21 protein-coding genes and 1 pseudogene are annotated in these 24,530 nt (G+C 73.0%); 11 read left to right on the top strand and 11 right to left on the bottom strand.

Annotation, left to right across the window (positions count from 1 at the left end):
- Window positions 1-85 precede the first annotated feature (85 nt).
- Window positions 86-1,906 (top strand): hypothetical protein, encoded by a 1,821-nt coding sequence (locus tag ACH4VX_RS16705; RefSeq protein ID WP_398368128.1) that lies wholly within the window; start codon window positions 86-88, stop codon window positions 1,904-1,906.
- A 44-nt stretch (window positions 1,907-1,950) separates the two neighbouring features.
- On the opposite strand, the gene ACH4VX_RS16700 is transcribed toward ACH4VX_RS16705, so the two are convergent.
- Window positions 1,951-3,264, bottom strand: a complete 1,314-nt coding sequence (locus tag ACH4VX_RS16700; protein WP_398368127.1) for an ABC transporter substrate-binding protein — start codon at window positions 3,262-3,264, stop codon at window positions 1,951-1,953.
- Window positions 3,265-3,436: 172 nt separating this feature from the next.
- On the opposite strand from ACH4VX_RS16700, the gene ACH4VX_RS16695 reads away from it, so the two are divergent.
- Entirely contained in the window at window positions 3,437-3,883 is a 447-nt protein-coding gene (locus ACH4VX_RS16695) for a hypothetical protein (RefSeq protein ID WP_398368126.1), read from the top strand.
- A 47-nt stretch (window positions 3,884-3,930) separates the two neighbouring features.
- Window positions 3,931-4,812, top strand: a complete 882-nt coding sequence (gene purU, locus ACH4VX_RS16690) for a formyltetrahydrofolate deformylase (protein WP_398368125.1) — start codon at window positions 3,931-3,933, stop codon at window positions 4,810-4,812.
- A gap of 207 nt (window positions 4,813-5,019) precedes the next feature.
- Here the strand turns inward: purU and ACH4VX_RS16685 are convergent, their stop codons facing one another.
- Window positions 5,020-6,201, bottom strand: coding sequence for a maleylpyruvate isomerase N-terminal domain-containing protein (locus tag ACH4VX_RS16685; RefSeq protein WP_398368124.1), 1,182 nt, complete (start codon window positions 6,199-6,201; stop codon window positions 5,020-5,022).
- Entirely contained in the window at window positions 6,198-6,779 is a 582-nt protein-coding gene (locus ACH4VX_RS16680; protein WP_398368123.1) for an RNA polymerase sigma factor, read from the bottom strand. Before ACH4VX_RS16680 ends, ACH4VX_RS16685 begins: the two co-directional genes overlap by 4 nt.
- Before the next feature lie 359 nt (window positions 6,780-7,138).
- Between ACH4VX_RS16680 and ACH4VX_RS16675 the strand changes: the two genes are divergently transcribed.
- The 3 genes from ACH4VX_RS16675 (at window position 7,139) to ACH4VX_RS16665 (ending at window position 9,126) form a co-directional block, all read left to right on the top strand.
- Entirely contained in the window at window positions 7,139-7,519 is a 381-nt protein-coding gene (locus tag ACH4VX_RS16675) for an STAS domain-containing protein (RefSeq protein ID WP_398368122.1), read from the top strand.
- A 149-nt stretch (window positions 7,520-7,668) separates the two neighbouring features.
- Window positions 7,669-8,181, top strand: a complete 513-nt coding sequence (locus ACH4VX_RS16670) for an EF-hand domain-containing protein (protein ID WP_398368121.1) — start codon at window positions 7,669-7,671, stop codon at window positions 8,179-8,181.
- 483 nt (window positions 8,182-8,664) lie between these two features.
- Complete coding sequence (locus ACH4VX_RS16665) at window positions 8,665-9,126, top strand: ATP-binding protein (RefSeq protein ID WP_398368183.1); 462 nt, start codon at window positions 8,665-8,667, stop codon at window positions 9,124-9,126.
- A 496-nt stretch (window positions 9,127-9,622) separates the two neighbouring features.
- Here ACH4VX_RS16665 and ACH4VX_RS16660 read toward each other — a convergent pair whose 3' ends face one another.
- On the bottom strand, window positions 9,623-10,663 hold the full coding sequence (locus tag ACH4VX_RS16660) for a GlxA family transcriptional regulator (protein ID WP_398368120.1): 1,041 nt from the start codon (window positions 10,661-10,663) through the stop codon (window positions 9,623-9,625).
- A 71-nt stretch (window positions 10,664-10,734) separates the two neighbouring features.
- Here ACH4VX_RS16660 and ACH4VX_RS16655 point away from each other — a divergent pair, with 71 nt between their 5' ends.
- A complete protein-coding gene (locus ACH4VX_RS16655; protein WP_398368119.1) occupies window positions 10,735-12,054 on the top strand; it encodes an MFS transporter in 1,320 nt (439 codons plus the stop codon).
- 128 nt (window positions 12,055-12,182) lie between these two features.
- Here the strand turns inward: ACH4VX_RS16655 and ACH4VX_RS16650 are convergent, their stop codons facing one another.
- Window positions 12,183-13,388, bottom strand: coding sequence for a flavin-containing monooxygenase (locus tag ACH4VX_RS16650; RefSeq protein ID WP_398368118.1), 1,206 nt, complete (start codon window positions 13,386-13,388; stop codon window positions 12,183-12,185).
- A gap of 102 nt (window positions 13,389-13,490) precedes the next feature.
- Here ACH4VX_RS16650 and ACH4VX_RS16645 point away from each other — a divergent pair.
- Window positions 13,491-14,108: pseudogene (locus ACH4VX_RS16645) on the top strand (GNAT family N-acetyltransferase).
- Window positions 14,109-14,323: 215 nt separating this feature from the next.
- Here ACH4VX_RS16645 and ACH4VX_RS16640 read toward each other — a convergent pair.
- The 3 genes from ACH4VX_RS16640 to ACH4VX_RS16630 all read right to left on the bottom strand — a co-directional run bounded on the left by ACH4VX_RS16640 (window position 14,324) and on the right by ACH4VX_RS16630 (window position 16,291).
- Window positions 14,324-14,989 (bottom strand): pyridoxal 5'-phosphate synthase, encoded by a 666-nt coding sequence (locus tag ACH4VX_RS16640; protein WP_398368117.1) that lies wholly within the window; start codon window positions 14,987-14,989, stop codon window positions 14,324-14,326.
- A 27-nt stretch (window positions 14,990-15,016) separates the two neighbouring features.
- Window positions 15,017-15,442 carry a pyridoxamine 5'-phosphate oxidase family protein gene (locus ACH4VX_RS16635; protein ID WP_398368116.1) on the bottom strand — a complete coding sequence of 142 codons (426 nt, stop codon included), beginning with the start codon at window positions 15,440-15,442 and terminating at the stop codon, window positions 15,017-15,019.
- Window positions 15,443-15,655: 213 nt separating this feature from the next.
- Entirely contained in the window at window positions 15,656-16,291 is a 636-nt protein-coding gene (locus ACH4VX_RS16630) for a TetR family transcriptional regulator (protein ID WP_398368182.1), read from the bottom strand.
- 134 nt (window positions 16,292-16,425) lie between these two features.
- Here ACH4VX_RS16630 and ACH4VX_RS16625 point away from each other — a divergent pair, with 134 nt between their 5' ends.
- From ACH4VX_RS16625 to ACH4VX_RS16615, 3 genes are all read left to right on the top strand, one after another.
- The gene (locus ACH4VX_RS16625) at window positions 16,426-17,163 is read left to right on the top strand and encodes a VOC family protein (RefSeq protein ID WP_398368115.1); all 738 of its coding nucleotides are present in this window, start codon (window positions 16,426-16,428) and stop codon (window positions 17,161-17,163) included.
- A gap of 182 nt (window positions 17,164-17,345) precedes the next feature.
- Window positions 17,346-19,733, top strand: coding sequence for a PQQ-binding-like beta-propeller repeat protein (locus ACH4VX_RS16620; RefSeq protein ID WP_398368114.1), 2,388 nt, complete (start codon window positions 17,346-17,348; stop codon window positions 19,731-19,733).
- A gap of 169 nt (window positions 19,734-19,902) precedes the next feature.
- Window positions 19,903-20,418 carry a hypothetical protein gene (locus ACH4VX_RS16615; RefSeq protein WP_398368113.1) on the top strand — a complete coding sequence of 172 codons (516 nt, stop codon included), beginning with the start codon at window positions 19,903-19,905 and terminating at the stop codon, window positions 20,416-20,418.
- A 307-nt stretch (window positions 20,419-20,725) separates the two neighbouring features.
- Here the strand turns inward: ACH4VX_RS16615 and ACH4VX_RS16610 are convergent, their stop codons facing one another.
- The 3 genes from ACH4VX_RS16610 to ACH4VX_RS16600 form a co-directional block, all read right to left on the bottom strand.
- Complete coding sequence (locus ACH4VX_RS16610; protein WP_398368112.1) at window positions 20,726-20,872, bottom strand: hypothetical protein; 147 nt, start codon at window positions 20,870-20,872, stop codon at window positions 20,726-20,728.
- Between the two features lie 186 nt (window positions 20,873-21,058).
- Window positions 21,059-21,247, bottom strand: coding sequence for a sigma-like protein (locus ACH4VX_RS16605; RefSeq protein ID WP_398368111.1), 189 nt, complete (start codon window positions 21,245-21,247; stop codon window positions 21,059-21,061).
- A gap of 203 nt (window positions 21,248-21,450) precedes the next feature.
- The gene (locus ACH4VX_RS16600) at window positions 21,451-24,408 is read right to left on the bottom strand and encodes an AfsR/SARP family transcriptional regulator (protein WP_398368110.1); all 2,958 of its coding nucleotides are present in this window, start codon (window positions 24,406-24,408) and stop codon (window positions 21,451-21,453) included.
- Window positions 24,409-24,530 lie beyond the last annotated feature (122 nt).

The raw sequence follows: 24,530 nt of genomic DNA, 5'->3' as shown, positions 1-24,530 counted from the left end.
GGCCCCGTGCTGCGTGGCACCGGGCTCCGGGGACCCGGTAGCGTGAGCCGACGATTCACAAGGTCCCCCATTAGTAGGAGTCCCGGTGACGCAGAGTGGACAGGGCGAGGAGCCCTCGGCGCGCCCCGCGCGCGAAGGCATCGTGCTGCCCTCCGACGGTGGTGAACCCCTGCTGCCGGGCATGACGACCGGACCGGTCGCCCCCGACGGCGGCGCGGACGGCCGGAACTCCGGCGGCGGGTTCCCCGCCTCGGCCCCGCCCGGCGGCCAGACCTGGGGCACGCCGTGGGGCCCCGAGCAGCAGAGCCCGGCCCCACCGCCCGGCCAGGACTGGCAGCCCCCGTCCGACGGCCGGTGGGGCACCCCGGAGCCGTCCCCGTGGGGCGCGCAGCACCCGCCCGCCCCGGCCCATGGTGGCGGCGGCCCCGGCCCGCTCCCGCCCGAGGGCGCACAGACCCACGGCGGCCACCCCCCGTACGACGCGAACGGCGCCGCGCCGCTGCCCCGGTCCGCCGGATACGGCGGCCACCCGGGCCCGAACGCCCCGCACGGCGCCGGTGACGCGTACGGCTCCGCCGCCGGCGGACACGGGAACGACGCCACGCCGTCGCGCATGCCCCAGCCGGGCACCGGATACGGCGGGAACACCCCGCCCGACCCGCACGGAGACGTTCCGTACGGCGCCGCCGGTCCGTACGCCGCCGGAGCCCCGCTGCCGTCCGCGAACGCCGGCCCCTACGGCGCCCCCGCGCAGAACGGCTACGGCGCCCCCCAGTACCCGCCGGCCGCCGCGCCCGACGGGTCGGAAGGCGCGACCCAGTACATGCCGCCGGTGCCCGCCGGCGGCGGCGACGAAGGGGCGACGCAGCTCATCCCCCCGGTGGGCCCGGGCGCACTGCCGCCCGAGATGCCCGCCCACGGCTCCGGGGCGGGCGGGTACCCGGGCGTTCCCCCGCAGAGCGCACCCGGCGCGGGGTCCCTGCCGTCCGCCGGCAGTCCCGACGCGGAGGCCACCCAGTACATCGCCCCCGTCACCGACCAGCACCCCGGACAGCCCTACGGCACCCCGCCGCCCGGTGACGGCAACCGGCAGCCGCCCGCCGAGTTCGACAACCTCTTCCGCGACGACGCCGGCGGCCCGGCCGGATCCACCCAGCAGCTCCCGCGCGTCGACTACGGCCGGCCCGCCCGGGCCGCCCACACCCCGCCCGGCGGCCCGGCCGGTCCCACCGGTCCCACCGCCCCGACCGGCGGACGGGGCGGACGCGGCAGTGGCCGTACCGGCTCACGCGTGCCGCTCATCGCGGCGGTCGGCGTCGGTATCGCCATCCTCGGCGTCGGCGCGGGCGCGCTGCTCGGCAGTGGGGACGGTGACGACGGCGGCGACGACCAGCCCGTGTCCGCCACCGCGCCCGCGAGCGAGGGGACCTCCGCCTCGCCGTCCGCCGACCCGGCCCGTCAGCAGGCCGCCGAGCTGGACAAGCTGCTGGCCGACAGCGGCAACAGCCGGACCACCGTGATCAACGCGGTCGCCGATGTGAAGGCCTGCCGCGACCTCGGCAAGGCGGCCGAGGACCTGCGCGAAGCGGCCGGGCAGCGCAACCAGCTGGTGACCGACCTCTCCGGCCTGTCCGTGGACAAGCTGCCGAACCACCAGGCGCTGACCACCGCGCTCACCAAGGCGTGGGAGGCGTCGGCGTCGGCTGACGACCACTACGCCGCCTGGGCCGACCAGACCGCCGGCAAGAAGGGCTGCAAGAAGGGCCAGGCCCGGTCGACCGGCCAGACCCAGGCCGGCAACCGGGCCAGCGGCACCGCGACCACCGAGAAGAAGAAGGCCGCCGCGCTGTGGAACGCGATCGCCAAGCAGTACGGCCTGACCGAGCGCCAGCCGACCCAGCTGTGACCGGACGCCGCTGACCCGGTTCCGCCCGGCCGGGCGGAACCGGGTCAGCCCAGATCCGCGTCCCGCAGCGTCTTCGTCACATCGGTGAAGTCCTCGCGGGCCGCGACCAGCCGGCCGCCCTCGACCACCTGCAGGGTCACGTTCGCGTTGACCAGGCGGGGGAAGCCGACGGCGGCGAGCTCGTCCTGGAAGTTCCACCTCAGGGTGGGGGTGAGCCCGCCCGTGGTGACCTTCAGCCCGCTGTCCAGCGCCTCGCTCACCGTGTCGGCGCTCACCTCGTTGTCCCCCAGCGACTCCACGACCTGCTTGAACACGGCGTAGGCGATCCAGGTGGTCTGCACCCCGGCGTCCGCGGCGTCGATCCGGTTGTCGCCGAACGCCTCCTCCTTGATCACCTTCTTCATCGGGTCCCAGCGGGCGTCGCTCGCCGCCGGGTACCAGCCGGTGACGTACGACCCCTCGTACGGCCCCGACGCACCGCCGGACGCGTCGATCGTCGTCTGGTCGACGCTGCCCAGCACGGTCGCGGTGCGCACCTCGGGATAGTCGGCGCGGGCCCGCCGGAAGGAGTCCATGAAGGTGTTCGTGCGGTCGCCGAGAGCGGGCACCACACAGCCCTGCCCGGTCGCGTCCGTGGTGGCGCGCTCCAGGGCCCGCTCCGCCTGGCTGTTGTACGAGGTGGCGTCCTCCGCCGCCCGCTGGTCTCCGGACCGCGCGTGCCCGCCCGCCGCCAGGCCCGAGTCGAGCAGCGGGGGCAGCTGGTCGCCCGCGATGGTGTCGGGCCGGATCAGGGTGACCGGCCCGCAGGTGTCGGCCAGGGTGCGGCCGAGCCCGGCCAGCAGCGCCGGCTGGCCGCCGTTGACGGGATAGGACAGGGGGCTGGTGAACTCGTTGTTGGTGATGCCGTAGCCGCCGATGTACGGGATCCCGGCGCCCTCCAGGGCGGGCATGAACGAGTCGGCGTACAGGCTGTAGGAGCCGACGACCGCGACGGCCTTCTCCTGTACCGCGCGCCGGGCGCACCGTGCGGCGGCCACGGTGTCGTTCCGGTCGTTGCAGGTCAGCACCTTGAGCCGGCGGCCGTTGACACCGCCCTGGGAGTTGATCCAGCGGGCGTAGGCTTCGGCGAACGCGGGCATTCCGGGCTTGTTGGTGGCCCTGGTGTCCTGAGGCGCCCACGTCATCACGGTGATGGGGCCGTCGTCCCCGGAGCCCCCCGTGGCACCGGGGACGACCCCGCACCCGGCGACGAGCGACGCGCACGCCACCAGCGCGCCCGTGGTCAGGGCGCCGGCTCTGACGGGCCGGTGGAGGAGGCGGGGGAGGAGAATGCTGCGGATGCGTCGCCTGCCGGTCATGCTCACGCACGATTCCGCCACATGACCAACCCGGGAGTTACCCTTGGTCAACGGACGGTGACGGTGAGGTGAATTACGGGGTCCCGTACGACCCGTGCGGCGCGGAAACGTACGATCGACGATCGTGCAAGGTTCGGAGAACACTTCCCGTCGCGGCCGTCGCTCCTCCACCATGGGCGGCATGCCACTCAACGACATGCCGTGGTGGCGCTGGCGCAGCAATGTGCGCTCCGCGCTGCACATGCTCTCCGATCCCGCCTTCCAGCGGGACGTCTGGCTGGCCGGGGTCGACGGCTACGGTGACGTCACCGACGCCGTCTACCGGCTGGTCGAGGACACCTGGCTGGACAGCTGGTCCGCCGAGAAGTACGTCGGCACGATCTTCCGCGACTCCCAGGAGGCGGCGCTCGTCGACACCGCGGTGCTGCGCGTGCTGCGGATCATGCACCAGGTCGGGCCGGACGCGCCGGTGGCCGCCTATCTCGAGCACGAGGGGTGGCCGGAGGCGGTGCGGGCCGCGCGGGACGCGCATGTGCGGATGGCGGCGAGCGACGGCGAGGAACCCGACGCCCCGCCGAGCACCCTCGAGGTGCTGCGGATCCTGACGCGGTCCGCGTAGCGGAACGGCCGGCCGGCCGTGACCGCGCGTGTGGGACCCTTTTCTGCATGAGCGAGCAGTCCACCCGAGCCGCGGCCCCGGCCGACCAGTACGTCCTCACCCTGTCCTGCCCCGACAAGCAGGGCATCGTGCACGCCGTGTCCAGCTATCTCTTCATGACCGGCTGCAACATCGAGGACAGCCAGCAGTTCGGCGACCACGACACGGGACTGTTCTTCATGCGCGTCCACTTCTCGGCGGACGCCCCGGTGACCGTGGAGAAGCTGCGGGCGAGCTTCGCGGCGATCGGTGACTCCTTCCACATGGACTGGCAGATCAACCGGGCCGACGAGAAGATGCGCATCCTGCTCATGGTCAGCAGGTTCGGGCACTGCCTGAACGACCTGCTGTTCCGCGCGCAGACCGGCGCGCTGCCGGTGGAGATCGCCGGTGTGGTGTCCAATCACACCGACTTCGCCGAACTGGTGGCTTCGTACAACATTCCCTTCCACCACATCCCGGTGCCGAGGGACGGCAAGCCGGAGGCCGAGGCCAGGCTGCTGGAGATCGTGCGCGAGGACGACGTCGAACTCGTCGTCCTCGCCCGCTACATGCAGGTCCTCTCGGACGACCTGTGCAAGCGGCTCTCCGGGCGGATCATCAACATCCACCACTCCTTCCTGCCGAGCTTCAAGGGCGCGAAGCCGTACCACCAGGCGCACGCGCGGGGTGTGAAGCTCATCGGTGCCACGGCGCACTACGTCACCGCCGACCTCGACGAGGGGCCGATCATCGAGCAGGAGGTCGAGCGGGTGGGACACGACGTCACCCCCGAGGGGCTCGTCGCGATCGGCCGGGACGTGGAGTGCCAGGCGCTGGCGCGGGCGGTGAAGTGGCATGCGGAGCGCCGCATTCTGCCCAATGGGCGGCGGACGGTGGTTTTCGCCTAGGAGCTCGGAGGGTTTCCGTCTTGTCGGCGGGTGCGGGTTCGTCGTGGCTTGTCGCGCAGTTCCCCGCGCCCCCAGGGGGCGGTCTCGCCGCATGCCGATACGGTCCCGCGCCCCTTGAGTACGTGCGGTGGACGTACCTGCAGGGGCGCGGGGAACTGCGCGACCAGCCCCCACGCAGCCGCAGTCGCCCGCGATACCGCGACCCCCCTACATCCGGCTCATCGAAGCCGCCGCCATCAGCACGTCCTTGATGGCGGCACGGTCTCCGACCTGCCCCACCGCGGCCTCGCGCGGCGGCACATGCCCCGCCGCGAGCCGGCAGAACTCCGCCCCGTCCAGCGCGACGTGCGCCACCTCGTGCTCAGCGGATCCCTTCGCCGCGGGGGAGTCCAGCGGGATCAGCCACTCGCCTCCGCCGGACCCCTCGATCTCCAGCCGCAGGCTGCGCCCCGGCTCCCCGGCGGCGACCAGGCGCCGCTCCACGGGGGAGGCCAGCCCGTGCAGCCGGCGGTGCTCAAGCACGGCCGGCAGCATCCGCGCGGCCAGGTCGACGATGCGGTGCAGATGCCGCCCGGAGGGCGGTTCGTACGGGTAGTCCACCGCCTCGGCGATGTCCTCCGCGTGCACCCAGCACTCGAAGGCCCGGTCCAGCATCGCGTCGTGCAGGGGCAGTTCGTAGTCGCCGTACGACACCGGCAGCCGTCCGGTGCCGCCGCCCGTGAAGGACACCGTCCGCACGAGGTCGTGGCTCTGCTCCCGCCAGGGCGCCCGTACGGAGCGGGTGGGCGGGAAGCGGGCGGCCCGCCAGTACGCCTCGGTGCGGTCCGACGGGGTGGGACGGACGGACGCGGCGTCGCCGAGCGGGTCGTCGAGGCCGAGGGCGACCGCGACCAGCCCGTCGACCGTCAGCAGATGCGCGATGACCCCGGCGACGGTGGTGCGGCGGCTGCTCGCCTCGTCGGACTCGTACCAGCGCAGCCGTACCGGCGCGTGCCACTCGGAGTCGCCGAAGTCCTGGAGCAGCGCGTCCAGCCGCGCGGTCTCGGCGTCGTACGCGGCGGCCCACTCCGGCACGGGGACGCGGGGCGGGCGCCGTTCCAGGCAGGACCCCAGGACGCGGGTGCGCAGACCGGGGTCCAGGTCCAGGCTCTCGGGCCGCTGGAGCAGACCGACCGCCTCGCGCAGCCGCAGCGCCTCGTCCGCGCAGGGCCCGCAGGCGCCGAGGTGTTCCTCGACGGCGTCCGCCTCCGCCTGCGAGCAGGCGGCCAGCGCCCAGGCACCCAGCAGCGACTTCAGCACGTGGTGTTCCAGCACGAGCGGTCCGGCGTCCCTCTTCCGGTCCTTCCGGTCGTCGTACGGCTCGGCGCGGCCGACACGGTGCCCGCTCACGCGGCACCCCCGATCCCGGGCGGGGTGCCCGGGGCCCCGGTGTCGTGCGCGGTGGCCAGCAACTGCAGGCCGAGGCGGAGCCGGCGGCGGGCCTCGTCGTCGGTGACGCCCAGGTCGACGGCGGTCTGGCGGTAGTCCCGGCGCTGGAAGTACGCCAGCTCCAGGGCGGCCCGCAGCGGCGCCGGCATGGACTGGACGATGTAGTCGGCGCGGGCCGCCACCGAGGCGTGCCGCACCGTGCGCTCCAGGTCCTCCGCGGTGCCGGGGCCGCCGCGGGCGAGCGCCGCGGTCCCCGTGGTGCGCAGCCGCCGTACGGCCAGCCGGCTGGTCAGCGTGGCGAGCCAGGTGCGCAGGGGTTCCTGCGTGGGGTCGTAGGAGTCCGGGTGTTCCCACACGTGGGTGAAGACGTCGCGGGTGATGGCGTCGGCGGCGTGTTCGTCGTCGACGACGCGGTGGGCGAGGCCGTGCACGAGCGAGGCGAACCGGTCGTAGAGCTCGCCGAGGGCGGCAGCCTCCCCGCGCGCGAGCCGCTGCTGCATCCTGCGGTCCCAGCGGGGCGGTACGTCCGTTTTCGGCATGCGGCCCCTCACCCCCCTGTTCCTTCCGGTCCCGGGTCGGTCGGTGCCCGGGTCCGGCGTGTGGTCGGCGACTCCAAGAATGTAGTCGGCACGCAGGAGGGCGCACGCCCCTTTATGGCAATGTGCGCCCCTGGGGGAGCCGCAGGTGGTAAGGGGTCGCCCGCCCACGTCGGACGCCGTGCGGGCCGCACCTGCCCACCTCCGCACCGATCGGAACCGATCGAATCGGATCGAAGTCGACTAAAACAAGCTCTTTCTGTTCGGTACCCGTTTCTCGGCTCGCGTTTCAGGGAACGGCCGGTGGGCAGCCGCGCTGCAAGGAAGCGTAGGGACTGCTTCCGTTTCGGTGAGCGAGGGGCGTGGTGGTGACCTTCAAAGTGACCGACAAGGGGCACGGCGAGTGGGCCGTGCTCCGGGTGTCGGGCGAGCTGGACCTGATGACGTCCCCGGTGCTGCGCCAGAGGGTGCACGACGTGGTGGCCGAGGGCAGGCACAGCCTCGTCCTCGACCTCTCCGAGGTGTGGTTCTGCGACTCCAGCGGGGTCGGCGTGCTCATAGCCTCCCGCCGGCTGCTCCGCTCCTGCCAGGGCAGTCTGCGGCTGATCCTCCCCGCGCGGGGGGCCGCCGACGGCAGTCACGTCAACAAGGTGCTCGGCGCCCTCGGGGTCCGCAGGCTCTTCGAGATCCACCCGGACGTCCCCTCCGCGGTCGACGAGGACTCCCGCCCGCTGTCGGCGTGACGCCACGCGCGAGCGCTCACACGTGTCACACGCTTGTCCCGTTATTCCCCCGGTCTTGGGCCAGGCGTCGCTTTCCGGCTCCCCGGGGGCCCTCCACCACGTACGCTCCCAGCGAGACGACCCCACTGACCTAAGGCGGCCTGAGAGACATGGTCACCAGCGAGTACGAGCGCAGGATCGCGGCCCGCTTCGCGGGCTTCGACCAGGACGGCAACGGCTACATCGACCGCGAGGACTTCAGCGGAGCGGCCAAGGCGCTGCTCGCCGAGTTCGACACCGCGGCCCGCTCCGACCGGGGCCAGGCCCTGTACGTCGGTGCCGAGGCGTTCTGGCAGGGCATGGCGGGGATCGCGGACCGTGACGGCGACCAGCGCATCACGCGCGAGGAGTTCGTGAACGGCGCGGTCAAGCGGCTGCGGGACAACCCGGACCGGTTCGCCGAGATCGCCCGCCCCTTCCTGCACGCGGCGCTCGCCGTCGCCGACACCGACGGTGACGGCGCGGCCACCGTCGAGGACGCCGCGCGGGTCCTGAAGGCGCTCGGCGTCCCCGAGCACCTCACCCGCACGGCCGCCGCCGCGCTGGACTCCGACGGCGACGGCAGGATCGGCGAGGAGGAGATCGTCCGGTCCTTCGCCCGCTACTTCACCGTCCCCCAGTAGGGCGCCGCCGCGTGGGTGTCACGGATTGTGGCGTTGCCGTGATCACGGAGGGTTGATACCGGCTTGTGTCCTGTGTGCGCTCGTCACGGCCCGGAGTCGGGCGTCCGCTCCGGTAGCTTGTGTGGGATGCGAGTGGTCCCGGGCACGCACCGCGCCGGAGTCGCCCCCGAGGCGACTCCGTACCGGCCGGTGCCTGTGGCTGCCCGCCGGGTGGCCAGGCGGAACGCCGGCCTTCGTTCGACTTCCCGCGGCGAGCGTCGCACAGTATGCCGCACGTGTACTCCTTCGCGCTGGAATATGCCTGAAGCGCTTGTTGGGGTGACTGTACGTCAACCATGCTGGCCCACAGGGGATTCACGTTCCGTGACCCCTCTCCCGGCCGTTGTTCTGGCCATGCAGAAAATGGCTACGATCGTGGCCCTCGTGAGGCGCGAGTCCAAGTGTCCGCCGGTTCGGATGGTGTGAGCGGTGCAGGTGCTTCAAGTGCAGCTGGAGATCCGGCCCGACCCCGCTGAGGTGGGACGGGCCCGGCGATGGACCCGCTCTCGGCTGGCCGGTTCGGGCATAGAGGCCGACGAACCGCTCGCCGAGACCCTGATCCTGCTCGTCTCGGAGCTCGTCACCAACGCCGTGGTGCACACCGGTTGCCCGGCCGTGCTGCGGCTCTCCCTGCCGGGGACGGACGCCGGGGAGGCCACCGTCCGCCTGGAGGTGACCGACCGCAGTGAACGGGCGCCGGTGCCGCGCTGTGTGGATGGCGAGGCGACGGGCGGACGCGGGCTCGCCCTCGTGGACGGGCTGGCCGACCGCTGGGGCTGGAGCGCGGAGGGGGCCGGCAAGCGGATCTGGTGCGAGCTGGACCGCTGCGCCGGCGTTCTGGAGGCCGGGCCTCCCTGTGACGGCGGGACGACCGCGTACGGCGGGTTGGCGTACGAAGCGGTGTAGTGCGCGCGGGGCGGCGGGTCGTGTGGCGTGTGCGGGCTCGTCGTGGTGGATCGCGCTCACGCGGCGGAGCCGCGTACCGGCACGGTCCCGCGCCCCTTCGGGAGTCGTCCGCGCCCTCCTCCGCGTGACTCCCCGTGCTCTCGCAGGGGCACGGGGGCACGGTGGGCCGGTCGGACGGGTGGAGATGTGACGCGGTGCGCCGGGTGTGCTTCCGTGCGCGGTGCCGACGAACAGGACGTATGCGGCAAGCAACTCATTGTCACTCGAAACGGTATTGACGTGCCGTGACCGTTTGATCACTCTATTTGTCAGCGATCCGCCGCGAGGGGACGGCGAGGGCCCGACGACGGGAGCCCTCGACGAGTGCGGGTCGTGATTCGGTGCGGGGGCGCCGAAGTCGAAGAGCGGTGCGGCGCCGCCGTGCTCGGGCGGACGGCGCCGCACCGCCACAGGCGGGAGAGTCCTGGTCGTCCCCAGCCTGTGGACAACTTTCCGCTCATCCTCCGGCGGCCGCGGCCACCCCCGGCCGCCGCCCGCCGGCCCGGAAGGTCCGCCGGTACGCGGTCGGCGTCACCCCCAGCGCCGCCTGGAGGTGCTGCCGCATCGACTGGGCCGTGCCGAAGCCGGCGTCGCGGGCCACCTGGTCCACGGACAGATCGGTGGATTCCAGTAGATGCCGGGCCCGCTCCACCCGCTGCCGGGTCAGCCACTGCCCCGGACTGACGCCGGCCTCCTCCCGGAAGCGGCGCGTGAAGGTGCGTACCGACATCGCCTCCCGCGCGGCCATGTCGCGCAGCTGGATCGGCTCGTGCAGCCGGCCCAGCGCCCACGCGCGGGCATCGCTCGTGGAGGACTGCTGCGGATCGGGCACCGGCCGCTCGATGTACTGCGCCTGCCCACCGTCCCGGTGCGGCGGTACGACCGTACGGCGGGCCACCTCGTTGGCCACGGCGGCGCCGTGGTCGCGCCGCACCATGTGCAGGCACAGGTCGATCCCGGCCGCGACGCCCGCCGAGGTCAGGATGGAGCCGTCGTCGACGAACAGCACGTCCGGGTCGACGTCGATCCGGGGGAACAGCCGCTGGAGGCGCTCGGAGTCGGCCCAGTGGGTGGTGGCGGGCCGGCCGTCGAGATATCCGGCGGCGGCGAGGACGTACACGCCGGTGCAGATGGAGGCGAGCCGGGTGCCGGGCCGGATGTGGGCGAGGGCGGCGGCCAGCTCGTCGGTCAGCTCGCCCCGCTCGAACACCGGGCCGAGCTCGTAGGACGCCGGGACGATCACCGTGTCGGCGGTGGCGAGCGCCTCGGGACCGTGGGCGACGTGCACGGCGAAGTCGGCGTCGGTCTCTACCGGACCGGGCGGCCGGACCGAGCAGGTGATCACCTCGTACAGGCGCCGCCCCCGCCCGTCCCTCGGGCGGCCGAAGATGCGGTGCGGGATGCCCAGCTCGAAGGGGAGCAGCCCGTCGAGGGCGAGGACGACGACGCGGTGGGGCCGGAAGCCGGCGGACGCATGAGGGGGCTCGACCGGGTCCATGGCCCGATCCTAGTGAATGCTGTCCTTCGGGCCACTCGTTGTGGTGGACCCGATCACGGAAGCTCTATGGCGTGACCTGGACAAGCGAGACAGCCGCCGTCGTGGAGCCGCCCGCGAGCGGCCCGAAGCCGACCCGCACCCGTGTGCACCGCGCGTGGTTCGTCGCCGCCGTCACGTTCGTGACGATCATCGGTGCCGCCGCCTTCCGCTCCGTACCGGGCCTGTTCATCGACCCGCTGCACGACGAGTTCGGCTGGTCGCGCGGGACCATCGGCGCGGCGGTCTCCGTGAACCTCGCGCTGTACGGCCTCACCGCGCCGTTCGCGGCGGCGCTGATGGACCGCTACGGCATCCGGAAGGTGGTCGCGGTCGCCCTCGGCGTGATCGCGCTCGGCTCGGGCCTGACGGTGTGGATGACGGCGGCCTGGCAGCTGCTGCTGTGCTGGGGCCTGCTGGTGGGGCTCGGCTCCGGTTCCATGGCGCTGGCCTTCGCCGCGACCGTCACCAACCGCTGGTTCACCGAGCGCCGGGGGCTGGTCACCGGCATCCTCACCGCCGCGTCCGCCTCCGGGCAGCTGATCTTCCTGCCCCTGCTGTCCTGGATCGTCTCGCGCCACGAATGGCGACCGGCTGCCGTCACCGTGGCGCTCGCCGCGCTCGCGGTGGTCCCGTTCGTCTGGCTGCTGCTGCACGACCATCCGGCCGACGTGGGCCAGAAGCCTTACGGCGCGAAGGAGTTCGTGCCCAAGCCGGCACCTGTTCCGGGCGCTGCCCGGCGTGCGCTGACCGTGCTGTTCTCGGCGGTGCGGACGGGGCCGTTCTGGCTGCTCGCCGGGAGCTTCGCGATCTGCGGCGCCTCGACCAACGGGCTGGTCCAGACCCACTTCCTGCCCGCGTCGCACGATCACGGGATGCCGGTCACGACCGCGGCGTCCCTGCTGGCGGTCATCGGTGTCTTCGACGTCGTCGGGACGGTGGCGTCCGGGTGGCTCACGGATCGCTTCGACGCGCGCCGGCTGCTCGCGGTGTACTACGCGCTGCGGGGGGTCTCGCTGCTGTTCCTGCCGATTCTGCTGGCGCCGAGTGTGCATCCGCCGATGCTGTTCTTCATCGTCTTCTACGGGCTGGACTGGGTCGCCACCGTGCCGCCGACGCTCGCGCTGTGCCGTGAGCACTACGGGGAGGACAGCCCGATCGTGTTCGGGTGGGTGCTCGCCTCGCACCAGGTGGGTGCGGCTGTCGTCGCCTTCCTCGGGGGTGTCGTGCGGGACACGTTCGGGTCGTACGACGTGGTCTGGTACGCGTCAGGGGCGCTGTGCGCCGCGGCGGCGCTGATGGCGTTGGTGATCCGGCGGCGGGTGGGCGCTTCCCCTGGGACGGCGGTTGCCTAGCGTCCGCCCCACTGCGGGCGATCGTGCCGCCGGGGCGGCACGGGTGGGCCGGGGGCACCCCTCCGGGGGAGGCACCCCGCAATCGCCGGGCCGCGCAACCACCCCCGCCCGACCCTGACTGCCCGCGGCTACGCGGGGAGTCGGGAAGCTCCCCCCGCGCGGACCACCGCCCTCGCGATGCGCTGCGCGTCCAGCGCCAGTTCGCGGAGGTTGCCGCTGATCGGGTTGGTGAAGCCCGTGAAGTAGAGGCCGGGCGAGTCGGCCGGAGTGCGGGCGCCGTGGACGACCGGTCTGCCCCGGTCGTCGAGGACGCCGAGCCCGCCGACCAGACCCTCCAGACCGCGCGCGTAGCCCGTGGCCGCCACGACCACGTCCGGGCCGATACGGTCGCCGTCCGCCAGGACGACCCCGCCCTCCTCGAACCCCTCCACCGCGGCCACGACCTCCACCGCCCCCGTGCGCACGGCGTCGACGAGGCCGACGTCCTGCACGGGAATGGCCCCCTCCAGCACCCGGCTGTACAGACCGGTGCCGGGGCGCGGGAGGCCCCGGGCCGACAGGTCCGGCAGCGCCACCCTCGCCTGGACCCGGCACAGCCGGTCGACGAGGCCGACCGGCAGCCGGCGCACCAGGACACCCGAGTACTGCGCGGGCCAGCCCGCGGTCGAGCGGCGCACGATGTGCGGAGGGGTGCGTACCGCGAGGCGCACCCGGGAGGCGCCCCCCTCCACCAGGTCCACGGCGATCTCGGCCCCCGTGTTGCCGACGCCCACGACCAGCACGTCCCGGCCGGCGAAGGGCTTCGCGTCGCGGTACTCGGACGCGTGCAGGAACTCGCCGTCGTACGTGTCCCGGCCGGGCCAGTCGGGGACGCGGGGCGTGTGGTTGAAGCCCGTGGCGACGACGACCGCCGCGCCGGTCAGTTCACGGCCCCCCGTGGCGTGCAGCAGCCAGCCGGTGCCGTCGGGGGTGCGCTCGACCCGGGAGACCTCGACCCCGGTGACGATCTCCAGCCGGTGGTGCTCGGCGTACTTCTCCAGGTACCGGACCACGTCGTCCCGGGCCACCCACCGCCCGAACCGGCGCGGCATCGGCAGCCCGGGCAGTGCGGACAGGCGTCGGGTGGTGTGCAGCCGCAGCCGGTCGTAGTGGCGCCGCCAGGAGTCCCCCACGCGGTCGGACCGCTCCAGGACGACGGCCCGCACCCCCCGGGCGCGCAGAGCGTACGCGGCGGCGAGCCCGCCGGGGCCGCCGCCGATGACGTAGACGGGGCGGTCCGCCCGGTTCGGCGCGGTGGGCTGTGCGGACGTGGAGGAGTCGGAGGAGTCGGCCATGAGCGCGAGCGTAATCACGCCCCTGCTTGATGGGTATCGGTCAAGACCGGAATTGGTTGCGGATTGATCACGTGTGCGGAAATCATGGGTTTGAATGTCCCCATGTCCTCCTCGCACGAGCGCACCCGTTCCCGGCCGCTTCCCGAACTGCACGGCCACGGCCTGCTGCTGCGTCCCTGGGACCCGGAGTCCCGAGCCGACGTGGAGGTGTGGCTGCGGGGCCTCACGGACCCGGAGTTCCGGCGCTGGAACACCCCGTTCCGGCCGGTCGCCGATCCGGACGGCGCCCGGGAGTCGCTGTACCGGGGCGCGTAGCGCGACGCGGACGGCACAGGGGCGTCCTTCCGGATAGCCGACGCCGGCAGCGGCACGGTCCTGGGGCACGTCGGCCTCGCCGAGATCCATCCGGTGCTGCGGCGCGGCACGGCCGGCTACTGGGTGCTCCCCGAGGCCCGTGGCCGGGGCGTCGCCACCCGGGCACTGCTGCTCACCACCCACTGGGCTTTCACCGAACTCGGCCTGCACCGGCTGGAGCTGAACCACGCCGTCGGACACGAGGCGTCCTGCCGGATCGCCGAACGGTGCGGGTTCCGCCACGAGGGGACCATGCGCGGCGCGGTCTTCGCGGCCGGCCGCCACGACGCCTTCCGCGACGCCCATCTGCACGCCCGTCTCACCACCGACCCGGACCCCGTCCTCACGGCCGCAGTGACTCCCTGAGCCGGTGCTGGGCGTTCCGTCGGTGTGGAGCCGTGTGTGGCGTCGCAGGAGCGGGCCGCCGGGACGCCCGTCTCACCACCGGCCCGGACCCCGTCCTCACGGCCACAGTGATTCCCTGAGCCGGTGCTGGGTGTTCCGTCGGTGTGGAGCCGTGTGTGGCGTCGCAGGAGCGGGCCGCCGGGACGCCCGTCTCGCCACCGGCCCGGACCCCGTCCTCACGGCCACAGTGACTCCTTGACCCAGTCCTGCGCCTCGCGCCGGTAGCGGAGCCGTACGTGCCGCCGTCGGGTCTCGCCCTGGAAGAACTCCACCTCGTCCGGCCGCAGCCGGTACAGGGTCCAGGACGGGGCCGGGGTGTCCGGCGCGTGCCGCGCCCGCTTCCACGCCGTCTCCGAGGCCCGCGCCAGCTCCTCCGCCGACCCGAGGACCTCGCTCTGCCTGCCGGCCAGCGCGGCCGCCAGCGCCCCGGTGGAACGGGCGTGCAGATCCGCCTGCGCCTCCTCGGCCGGAGCGGCCCCGACGGGCCCGCGCACCCGCACCTGGCGGCCCAGCACCGGCCAGTAGAAGGCCAGTGCGGCATACGGGCGTGCGGCGAGGTGGCCGCCCTTGCGGCTGTGCGCGTGGGTGGCGAAGGACCAGCCGTCGTCGTCCGCGCCGTGCAGCATCACGATCCGTACGTCCGGCAGCCCGTGCGCGTCCGCCGTGGCCAGGGACATGGTGTGCGGCTCGGTCTGACCGGCCGCCACGGCCTCGGCGAACCACTGCGTGAACAGCGGCAGCGGTTCGGCGGGCGCGGCGGCCGGGTCGAACGCCGGCAGGTCGGTGGTCTGCGGGTCCCACACCCGCAGCGACCTCAGCAGCTCGTGGAGATCGGGTTCCATGCACCGATTGTCGGGCGTCCGGCGGCCTCACACCGACCCGAGGTCCGACGACACCCACCGTTCGGGCCGCATCCGCACGATGACCTGCTCGCCGTGGTTCTTCCAGGCGAGGTCGACGTACCCGTCGACCTTGCCGGCCGGCAGATAGCGCGCGGAGATCTCCCGCAGCTGTTCGATCGTGGCCGGGGTGGTGTCGAGCACCGGCCCCTCGACCGAGACGTAACGGATGGTGGGTTCGAGGCGGTCGACCATGAGCGAGAACCGCCCCGCCGCGCCGATCAGCAGGTTCTTGCGCGAGTCCAGGCCGGTCATGATCCATACGTCGCCGCCGGGCGCGTACTGGTACCAGATCGGCACGGTGAGCGGGGCGCGGCCGTCCCCCGCGTCGACCGCGAGCGCCGCGATGTGCGGCTCGGCCAGGAACTGTTCGCGCTCTTCGCGGGTCAGGGCCATTCCGGGTTCCTCCTGCGGCATGTGCGTCGGATGTTCACTCGGGCCTGCGACCGGCTCGCTGAGGCACAACGCCGGCCGGGCGGCGCGGTGTTCCCCGTTCTCCCGGTTCCCCCCACACCGCGCGGAAAGCGACGGGCGGCGGCCCACCGGAGTGAACCGCCGCCCGTCTGACAGGACTTGCGAGACCGTGCACCGGTGTGGGCCGCCGGGCGCCTACTTCGCCGGCTTCTTGCCGGTGACCCCCAGGTGCACCAGCAGGGCCAGGTTCGGCTTGAGTTCCGCCTGCTTCACGCCCCAGGAGGAGAAACCTTTCTGGTGGGAGGCGGCGGCCGCGAGCATGGCGACCAGGGAGCCGGCGATCGCCGCCGGGTTCACGTCCTTGTCGATCCGCCCCTTGGCCTGCAGCTCGGCCACCGAATCCGCCAGTGAGTCGTTCACGGAGTTCAGGATCTTCATACGGATCTTGTAGAAACGTTTGTCCCCCTCGGCCGCGCCGAGGTCCACGACCCGCAGGATCGCCTCGTTGGCACGCCAGAACTCCAGGAAACCGCCGACGAGTTCCTGCGCCGTCTGCCAGCCGGCCTTCCCCGCCCAGGAGCGGCCCTCCAACAGCTCGCTCAACCCGGCGCTCTCGGCGGCCGTCCGCTCGGCGATCTCCAGGACGGCGCCCTCGACGTCCGGGAAGTACTGGTAGAAGGTCGCGGGCGACGTGCCCGCCTTCCGTGCGACATCGATGACTTTGACGTCCCGGTAGGGGGAGGAGCTGAGCATCTCGCTGAGGCAGTCGAGCAGTTTCTGCCGGGTCGCCTGCCCACGTCGGCCGGCCACACGGCCGTCGACGGTACGCACTTGTCCTGTCATGCCGTCAGCTTACCGACGGGTGATCCGAGCGCGATTCGGCCGACTGCAAATGGGGTGTGCGGGTCCGTGGGGGCTGGTGTGCCTGGTCTGCGGCCTGCGGGTGACGCGGTTACTTTGGCGGCATGGCCGAAAACAGGGCATCGGGGCACAGGGTGTCGGAGTACGCGGAGGGCACCCCCTGCTGGGTGGACGCGCAGCTGCCCGACGTGGAGGCGGGCAAGCGGTTCTACGGTGGGCTCTTCGGGTGGACCTTCGAGAACCAGCCCCAGGGAACCGTGCGGGCGTTGAAGGACGGTGACCCCGTCGCCTCCCTCGCGCACAAGACGGACGGCCGGCTGCCCACCGTGTGGACGGTGTCCTTCGCCACCCCGGACGCCGGGGCGCTGTGCCGGCGGATCCGCGCGGCCGGCGGGCAGGTCGTCTCCCCGCCGGGGCCCTTCGGAGACCTGGGCGTCACCGCGCTGGTCACCGACTCCGAGAGCGCCGTCTTCTCCCTCTGGCAGGGCGCCCGGACCCCCGGCTTCGGGCGCCGGTACGAGCCGGGCACCTTCGCCTGGGTGCAGCTGTACACGCGGGACACCCAGGCGGCCAACACCTTCTACGGCGGCCTCTTCCACGACGCCCTGTTCGGCCCGGACGCCGACCCCGACTTCGGCCGCGCGCCGGTCTCCGACGTCTTCCCCGCCGAGATGCCGCCGCACTTCCTCGTCCACTTCGCCGTCGAGGACCCCGGGGCGGCCATGGAGGAGGTGGTGCGGCTCGGCGGCCGGGTCCAGGTCCCGCCCTTCGAGACGTCCTACGGCACGGCGGCCGTGGTCACCGACAATCAGGGGGCGTCCTTCGCACTGCTGCACCGTTGAGCCGTTTCCGTCCTCTGTGTCGTATGAAAACCTGGACACCCTATTTGTCGGCCGGTTCGCAACCGGGGGCGCGGACAGGAAGAATCGGGGTGCGTGCCGCCGCAGCGGTGCGGTGGTGAGACGCTGCACTTCGGTCGCGGGCACAGGTGGTGGCGCGACTCGTACGGGGAGGTGGCAGGCAAGTGGTGGATCAGCTGACGCAGCACGATCCGCGGCGTATCGGGCCGTTCGAGGTGCTGGGACGGCTGGGAGCCGGCGGCATGGGGCTGGTCTATCTCGCGCGCTCGGCGTCCGGGCGACGCGTGGCGATCAAGACGGTCCGGACCGAACTGGCCGAGGACCAGCTGTTCCGGGTCCGCTTCACACGTGAGGTCGAGGCGGCCCGCGCGGTCTCCGGTTTCTACACGGCGGCCGTCGTGGACGCCGATCCGCGCGCCGCCGTGCCGTGGCTGGCCACCGCGTACGTTCCCGCGCCCTCCCTCGAGGAGATAGTGAACGAGTGCGGGCCGATGCCGGCCCAGGCGGTGCGCTGGCTCGCGGCGGGCGTCGCGGAGGCGCTCCAGTCGATCCACGGCGCCGGGCTGGTCCACCGCGACCTGAAGCCCTCCAACGTCCTCGTCGTCGAGGACGGCCCCCGGGTGATCGACTTCGGTATCGCCTCCGGCGTCTCGAACACCCGCCTGACGATGACGAACGTCGCCGTCGGTACGCCCGCCTACATGTCCCCGGAGCAGGCCAAGGACTCCCGCAGCGTGACCGGCGCGAGCGACGTCTTCTCGCTCGGCTCCATGCTGGTCTTCGCCGCCACGGGGCACCCGCCGTTCCACGGTGCCAACCCCGTCGAGACCGTCTTCATGCTGCTGCGCGAGGGCCCGGACCTCGAAGGCCTCCCGGACGAGCTGCGCCCGCTCATCGAAGCCTGCATGCAGATGGAGGCGACGGGCCGGCCCAACCCCGCCGACCTCCAGGCCCAGCTGGCCCCGCACCTGTTCGGCTCCGGCTCCGACGACAGCGGTACGGCGTCGGCGTGGCTGCCCGAGCGGGCGGTGAGCCTGATCGAGACGCGGCGGGGCGGCCGGCCGGTGGTCAGGCCCGTGCACGGAACCGGCCGCAGCGCGGGCGGGGCCCGCCCCCACGTTCCGCCGCCGCCCCCGCACGACCCGGTCGTCCCGCCGCCGCCCCCGTCCGTGCCCGCGCCGATGGGCGCACCGGTGGCCGCCCCCGCAGGCGCCCCCGACACCGGCCCCGTACGGCTGGCGGGCGTGGCGGTGCCCATCGGACCCGGCCCGCGCGTCGCCGACACGCGCGCGGCCGCCGTCAAGGCACCCCGGCCGGAGGCCGCCCTGGCCGCCACCTGGTCCAAGCCCCGCCCCGGCGTCAACGGCGCCGACCCGGCCGTACCGGCACCCATGGCGCCCGCCGGGCCGCCGGAGCAGCCCGGCGGCTGGCGCCCGTGGCGCTTCCGCATGTCCAACGACGTCTGGGGCACCCCGGCCGTCGACGGCGACCTCGTCTACGTCACCTCCTTCGAGGTGCACGCCCTGGACGTCGCCACCGGCCGGCGACGCTTCAAGACCCGTGACGTCGCCTGGTCGATGGCGGTCGCCGACGGCCGTATCCACGCCTCCGACGGACCCACCCTGTTCGCCCTCGACGCCCGTGAGGGCGGCGACCTGTGGCGGCTGTCCACGGACGCCTGGGTGTACTCCCTCAAGGCCGACCGCGGCACCGTCGTCACCGGTACGCGCGGCGGCGGCGTCCAGGCGTGGGAGGCGTCCACCGGACGGAAGCTGTGGGAGATCAGCGGCTGCCAGACCGACTTCGAATCCCCCGAGGCCGGCCCCGCCGTCCACGAGGGCACGGTCTACGTCTGGCAGGACGCCCGCCTGCGCGCCCTCGACGCCCGCACCGGCGACGAGCGCTGGTCGTACCCCATCGGCGACGCGGCCTCCTGCGGCGGCGTACCGATCCGTGTGACGCACGCACCCGACGGCTACGTCTACGTCTGCGCCGGCACTCGCGTCCTCACCCTGGAGGTCGCCTCCGGCCACGTCCGTTGGCACTTCGAGGCCCCGGCGGTCTTCCTCGCCCCGCCCGCGTTCGTGCCCGGCCCGGCGGTCACCGGCGGCGGCCTCTACCTCGCCGACTACCTCGGCACGGTCTACGCCCTCGACGCCACCGACGGCCGCGACCGCTGGCGCATCGCCACCGAGTCCCGCGCCTCCGTCGAGCCGGTCCTGGTCGCCGCCGGCCACGTGCACGTGGGCAGCGGCAAGGGCCTGTACACCCTGGACGCGGTCACCGGCACGCCCAAGTGGCGCTTCCAGTCCGGCGGCGAGATCGTGGGCGCGCCCGCGGTCGCGGAGGGCCGTATCCACTTCGGCTCCAGCGACCACCTGCTCTACACCCTGAAGGCCGACGACGGCCGCCTGAGGTGGAAGCTGGCGACCGGCGGCGAGATCACCGGCTCCCCGGTGGTCCGGGACGGCGTGGTGTACGCGTGCAGCAAGGACCGCTGTGTCTACGCGCTGGACGCGGAGAAGGGGACGGGGACCGCGCGGACGGCGTAGGCGTGAGGCGGGACGGCCGTCGTGCCGGTGCACGGAAGGGGCGTCGGACGGCGGCCGCCGCTGCGGGGAGCGGCCCGTTCGCCGCTCTCACCGCAGACGCTACGCCGGGTACGCGACGGTCGCCAGGCAGTGACATGCCCGTGACACGGGGATCGATAGCCTGACGGCCATGGATCCTCGGGGGAACACACTCAGGCTCACCGCGGTCTCGGCACTCGTCGTCCTCACCCTCACCGGTTTCTCGACCGGCCGCGGCCACGGCGGCAGCAGCGGCGACGGGGGAGGGGGCGGCGGTTGCAGCAGCTCCGGCCAGAACCACGACTCGTCGAGCTCGGGCGGCGGCTCGCACCGGGACTACGACGATGACGACGACCACGACAGCTCGGGCAGCGGCGGAAGCGCTTCCTCGTCCGAGCTGGACGCCAGTGTGGAGCTGGTGGACTGCGCCTCGGAGGAGACCCCGTACGCCACGGTCGAGGTCACCAACCAGAATGCCGCGGACGGCGTCTTCACCGTCACCGTGAGGTTCGAGGACGCGACCGGCGCGGAGGTCGTCACCCGGTCCCAGGACGTCGCCGTACCCGGGTCCGAAACGGTGCCGATCCGGGTGAACGTCGGCGACGGCGAAGACGTGACCCGGATCGCCGAATGCGACCCCGGCATGTACGCCCCGGTGGCGCGCTGATCCGACCGGGGATCACAGGTGGCCGTCGGGCCACTCGCTTCTTTGTCGGTGTCGTGCTTCCGCGAGCCGCGTCAAGGGCGCTGCGTTCCGCTGCGCTCCACTCCGCGTCGCCTTCGGCGACGGGCCTGCGGCCCACCCTTGACCCGGCCCGCTCCAGCACGGGGGAGAAGCGAGCGAGCGGCCGGAAGAGAAGCGGGGGGCCAGGCACGCTTGCGGTGCGAGGTGCGAGCTGGACGGCAGGCAGATCACGGCCGTACGGCGACGGGGCCGAGGTTTCCCTCGGCCCCGTCGGTGGTCGGGTGATCCGTCAGGGCATGTGGTTGTCAAGCGGCACCACGACACCGTCCTGCGGGCTCACCGGCATGTGGTTGTCGGCCGGCGCCGGGCTCGCGACGGCGCCGGTGATGCCGAGGACCAGGGCGATGGTGGCGAGAACCTTCTTGGTGCGGGTCACCGCGGGACTCCTGTTGCGGGAGAGCGGATCCGTACGGGAAGTGACGTGAGGACGAGCGCAGCCAGTTGTTCGAGTGGTTCGAACGGTTCGCGTCGAAGGCTGACCGGAAACCTGTGCGGACACACGTCGGCCGCGACGGCTCCCCCTCCGCGCCGCCGCGGCCGATCCCCCGTGTGCGAAGTGTGGCTACTTGCCGCCGTCGAGGTCCAGGGCGGGCGGGGCCGGTGCGTGCTGGTCGAGCGTGGTGACCTCGCCGATGCTCGGCGGCGCGGGGGCGTGCTGGTCGAGCGTCGTGATCTCGGATCCCTTGCTCGGCGGAGCAGGCGCGTGCTGGTCGAGAGTGGTGATCTCCGGGTCCTTCTTGGCTTCGCTCATGACATGTACCCCCAAGAGGTAGACAGGGTTGTGCGGTCCGAAGCGCCCGCTCGGCAACTCCCCCGAGGGTCACCGAACGGGCGGTCCAGCGGGTCTCAGACTAGAGGTGAGGCCCTGCGGATCCGCTTGCCCCCCGACGCGACGCATCCGTTCCATGAGAGTCGCAGTCAGACATAAACGTTCGATGAACGCGGTTCCCGGTGTCAGGCCGCGGAGAGTGGAGCGAGCAGGCGGCGTACCTGGACCGCTTCGGTGGAGCCCGCCTCGTCGTAGATGGTCAGGGCTTCGCGCCAGCACGCACGGGCCCGGTCCGCCTGGCCGAGCGCGTCCAGCGCCCTGCCGAGCACGGTCAGGGCGTTGGCCCGCATCCAGTCTCCTCCGATGCAACCGATCGCTAGGGCCTGTTCGGCGTGCTGGGCGGCCCGCGCCGGACGGCCGGCCCTCAGGTGGACCTCTGCGATGCGGTAGTGGGTCGTGCCCTCCCAGAGGGACTGCCGGTTCTCCGCGAAGATGCGGAGCGCCTCATCGAGCTGGACGAGCGCCTCGGCCGACCGTCCCGCCTGGGTGAGCACGATGCCGGAGGCGTACCTGGCGTTCGCCAGGCGTACGGACAGCCCCAGCTCGTCGTAGATCTCGATGCCTCGCTGCGCCAGTTCGACGGCTTCAGGGCTGCGGTCCATCGAGGCCAGGGTGCGGGAGAGGTTGCAGACCGCGCTCGCTTCGCCCGGCGTGTTCTCGTCGGCGCGGAAGGCGTCGATCGCCCTGAGGAAGTACCCCTCGGCGTCCGCGTAACGGGCCGTGCACAGGGCGATGATGCCCAACTGGTTGGGGGCGGTGCTCCTCGCCCATGGGTCGTCCGCGCTGCGCAGCAGCGCGTCGGCGCGCCGGGCCTCTTCCTCGGCGGCTTCGAACCGACCTGCCTGGCTGAGTACTTGGGCCAGGGTGACGCGCGCTCGCATTTCGGCTCGCGCCTCCCCCAGAGAGGCGGCGGCGTCACACGTGGCGATCGCGGTCTTCCGGTACTGACGTGAGTCGGCCCCGGATTCCGCCAGGTCGATGGTGACCACGAGCAGGTCGACGGCACGCCGCAGCATGGGGGCCTCGAGGGACTGCTGCACGCAGGCCAGGAGTGGCCCGGCTTCCGCGTGCAACCAGTCCAGCGCCTTCGAGGCGTCGGCGAACTCCTCGCCCGTGAACCGGCCCTTCTCCAGGTGTGCGACGGTCCGGTCGCCCGGCCGCTCAATGGCATACACCTGTACCGCCCTCGCCAGATAGAAGTCCAGCAACCGCGACATCGCCGCCTCCCGCTCGCTCGGCGGCTGTTCGTCGCGTTCCGCGCACGCACGCGCGTAGAGGCGGACCAGGTCGTGGAAGCGGTAGCGGCCGGGGGCGGCGGATTCCAGGAGGGAGGTGTCGACCAGGGACTCCAGCAGGTCCTCCGTGTCGTCCACCGGGAGGTCGAGCACGGCTGCCGCGGCGGCCAGGGAGATGTCGGGACCGTCCGCCAGACCCAGCAGGCGGAACGCGCGGGCCTGGGCCGTGTCCAGGGCGCCGTAGCCCAGCTCGAACGTCGCCTTCACCGCCAGGTCGCCCGCCTGGAGTTCGTCCAGGCGGCGGCGTTCGTCGGCGAGCTTCGCCGCCAGGACCGAGACCGTCCAGGTGCGCCTTGCGGCCAGCCTGGACGCCGCGATGCGGATCGCCAGCGGCAGGAAGCCGCACGCCGCCACCACGTCCAGGGCCGCTTCCCGCTCCGACCCGACCCGCTCCTCGCCCACGATCTTCGTGAAGAGCGCCAGCGCCTCCTCCGGTGACATCACGTCCAGATCGACCAGGTGGGCCCCGGCCAGGCCCACCATCCGGACCCGCGACGTCACCAGCGCCGCGCAGCCGGCCGTCCCCGGCAGCAGAGGCCTCACCTGTGCCGCGTCACGCGCGTTGTCCAGCACCACCAGGACTCTGCGGCCGTCCAGGACCGACCGGTACAGCGCGGCACGTTCCTCCAGGGAGTCCGGGATCGCCGAGTCCGCCGTGCCGAGGGCGCGGAGGAAGGCGCCCAGGACCGTCTCCGGCTCCGCGGAGCGGGATCCCGCGCCCTGGAGGTCGACGTACAACTGGCCGTCCGGGAAGGACGGACGCGCCACGTGGGCCACGTGCACCGCCAGCGTCGTCTTGCCCACTCCCCCGATGCCGGCCAGCGCCGACACCGCCATCACCTGGGCCTCCGCGGCGGACGCCGACGCGAGTACGTCGCTCAGCTCCCGTACGAAGGACGCGCGGCCCGTGAAGTCCGGCACCGTCGCCGGGAGCTGGGCCGGGCGGACGGGGACCGCCACCGGTTCCGCCATGGGTGCGGAGGGCTCCGCGAGGTTCGGGTCGGCCCGGAGGATGCGCTGTTGAAGGTCCTGGAGGCCGGGGCGCGGGTCCACGCCGAGTTCGTCGGCGAGCAGGCGGCGGGTGTCCGCGTACACCGCGAGGGCTTCCGCCTGGCGTCCGCTGCGGTAGAGCGCCAGCATCAGCAGTTCGCGCAACCGCTCCCGTAGCGGATGCGCCGCCGTCAGCGCCGTCAGCTCCGAGACCGCCTCCGCGTGGCAGCCCTGCTCCAGGTCCATGTCCAGCCTGGACTCCAGGAGTTGAAGCCGCCACTCCTCCAGGCGTACCCGCTGGGCCTCCGCGTACGGGCCCGGCACCCCCGCCAGTGTCTCGCCGTCCCACAGGGACAGCGCCCGGTTCAACACGTCCCGTGCGTGGCACAGATCCCCGGTGTTCCGGGCCTTCTCCGCCTCCGCCGCCAGTTCCTGCGCCGCCGCGAGATCCAGCGCCCCCTCGCCGAGCCCGCGCACCGCGTAGCCGCCGGACTCGCTGACCAGGACCCCGGGGTCCAGCACCTTCCGCAGCCGGGAGGCGTAGGTGCGCACCGCCGCCAGCGCCTGGGACGGGGGTTCCTCGCCCCACAGGGCGCCGATGAGTTCGGCCGCCGTGGCCGTACGGCCCTCGCGCAGCAACAGGGCCGCGAGCAGGGCGCGTTGCTGAGGGCTGCCGGTGGTGACCGGCTCGCCGTCGCGCCAGGCGCGCACCGGGCCGAGCACGCTGAAGCGCAGCGCCTCGGGCTCCGTCGAGGAGCCGGGACGCCGCTGCTCCGGTCCTCGCGGCACACCGTCCATTCAGTCCCCCTATGCATCCTGAGCAACTACGCCAGTTTGCCTTGTTCATGGCGGATGCGGCAGTCGTGCGAGACGGCGATCACACGGCAATCACACGGGAGACGGCGGACCACCACCGAGCC

The sequence above is a fragment of the Streptomyces sp. NPDC020731 genome, from assembly GCF_044334705.1.
In the GTDB taxonomy this organism is placed as follows: domain Bacteria; phylum Actinomycetota; class Actinomycetes; order Streptomycetales; family Streptomycetaceae; genus Streptomyces.
Note: the sequence above shows the minus strand (reverse complement) of the source record. Positions and strands in the feature narration are given on the sequence as shown.

What these genes read in the sequence shown, in the direction of transcription:
- ACH4VX_RS16670 (WP_398368121.1), top strand. Translation starts at nt 7,669, where the DNA reads ATGGTCACCAGCGAGTACGAGCGCAGGATCGCGGCCCGCTTCGCGGGC.
- ACH4VX_RS16615 (WP_398368113.1), top strand. Translation starts at nt 19,903, where the DNA reads ATGGATCCTCGGGGGAACACACTCAGGCTCACCGCGGTCTCGGCACTC.
- ACH4VX_RS16700 (WP_398368127.1), bottom strand. Translation starts at nt 3,264, where the DNA reads ATGACCGGCAGGCGACGCATCCGCAGCATTCTCCTCCCCCGCCTCCTC.
- ACH4VX_RS16600 (WP_398368110.1), bottom strand. Translation starts at nt 24,408, where the DNA reads ATGGACGGTGTGCCGCGAGGACCGGAGCAGCGGCGTCCCGGCTCCTCG.
- purU (WP_398368125.1), top strand. Translation starts at nt 3,931, where the DNA reads ATGAGCGAGCAGTCCACCCGAGCCGCGGCCCCGGCCGACCAGTACGTC.
- ACH4VX_RS16625 (WP_398368115.1), top strand. Translation starts at nt 16,426, where the DNA reads ATGGCCGAAAACAGGGCATCGGGGCACAGGGTGTCGGAGTACGCGGAG.
- ACH4VX_RS16635 (WP_398368116.1), bottom strand. Translation starts at nt 15,442, where the DNA reads ATGGCCCTGACCCGCGAAGAGCGCGAACAGTTCCTGGCCGAGCCGCAC.
- ACH4VX_RS16680 (WP_398368123.1), bottom strand. Translation starts at nt 6,779, where the DNA reads ATGCCGAAAACGGACGTACCGCCCCGCTGGGACCGCAGGATGCAGCAG.
- ACH4VX_RS16650 (WP_398368118.1), bottom strand. Translation starts at nt 13,388, where the DNA reads ATGGCCGACTCCTCCGACTCCTCCACGTCCGCACAGCCCACCGCGCCG.
- ACH4VX_RS16660 (WP_398368120.1), bottom strand. Translation starts at nt 10,663, where the DNA reads ATGGACCCGGTCGAGCCCCCTCATGCGTCCGCCGGCTTCCGGCCCCAC.
- ACH4VX_RS16605 (WP_398368111.1), bottom strand. Translation starts at nt 21,247, where the DNA reads ATGAGCGAAGCCAAGAAGGACCCGGAGATCACCACTCTCGACCAGCAC.
- ACH4VX_RS16695 (WP_398368126.1), top strand. Translation starts at nt 3,437, where the DNA reads ATGGGCGGCATGCCACTCAACGACATGCCGTGGTGGCGCTGGCGCAGC.
- ACH4VX_RS16640 (WP_398368117.1), bottom strand. Translation starts at nt 14,989, where the DNA reads ATGGAACCCGATCTCCACGAGCTGCTGAGGTCGCTGCGGGTGTGGGAC.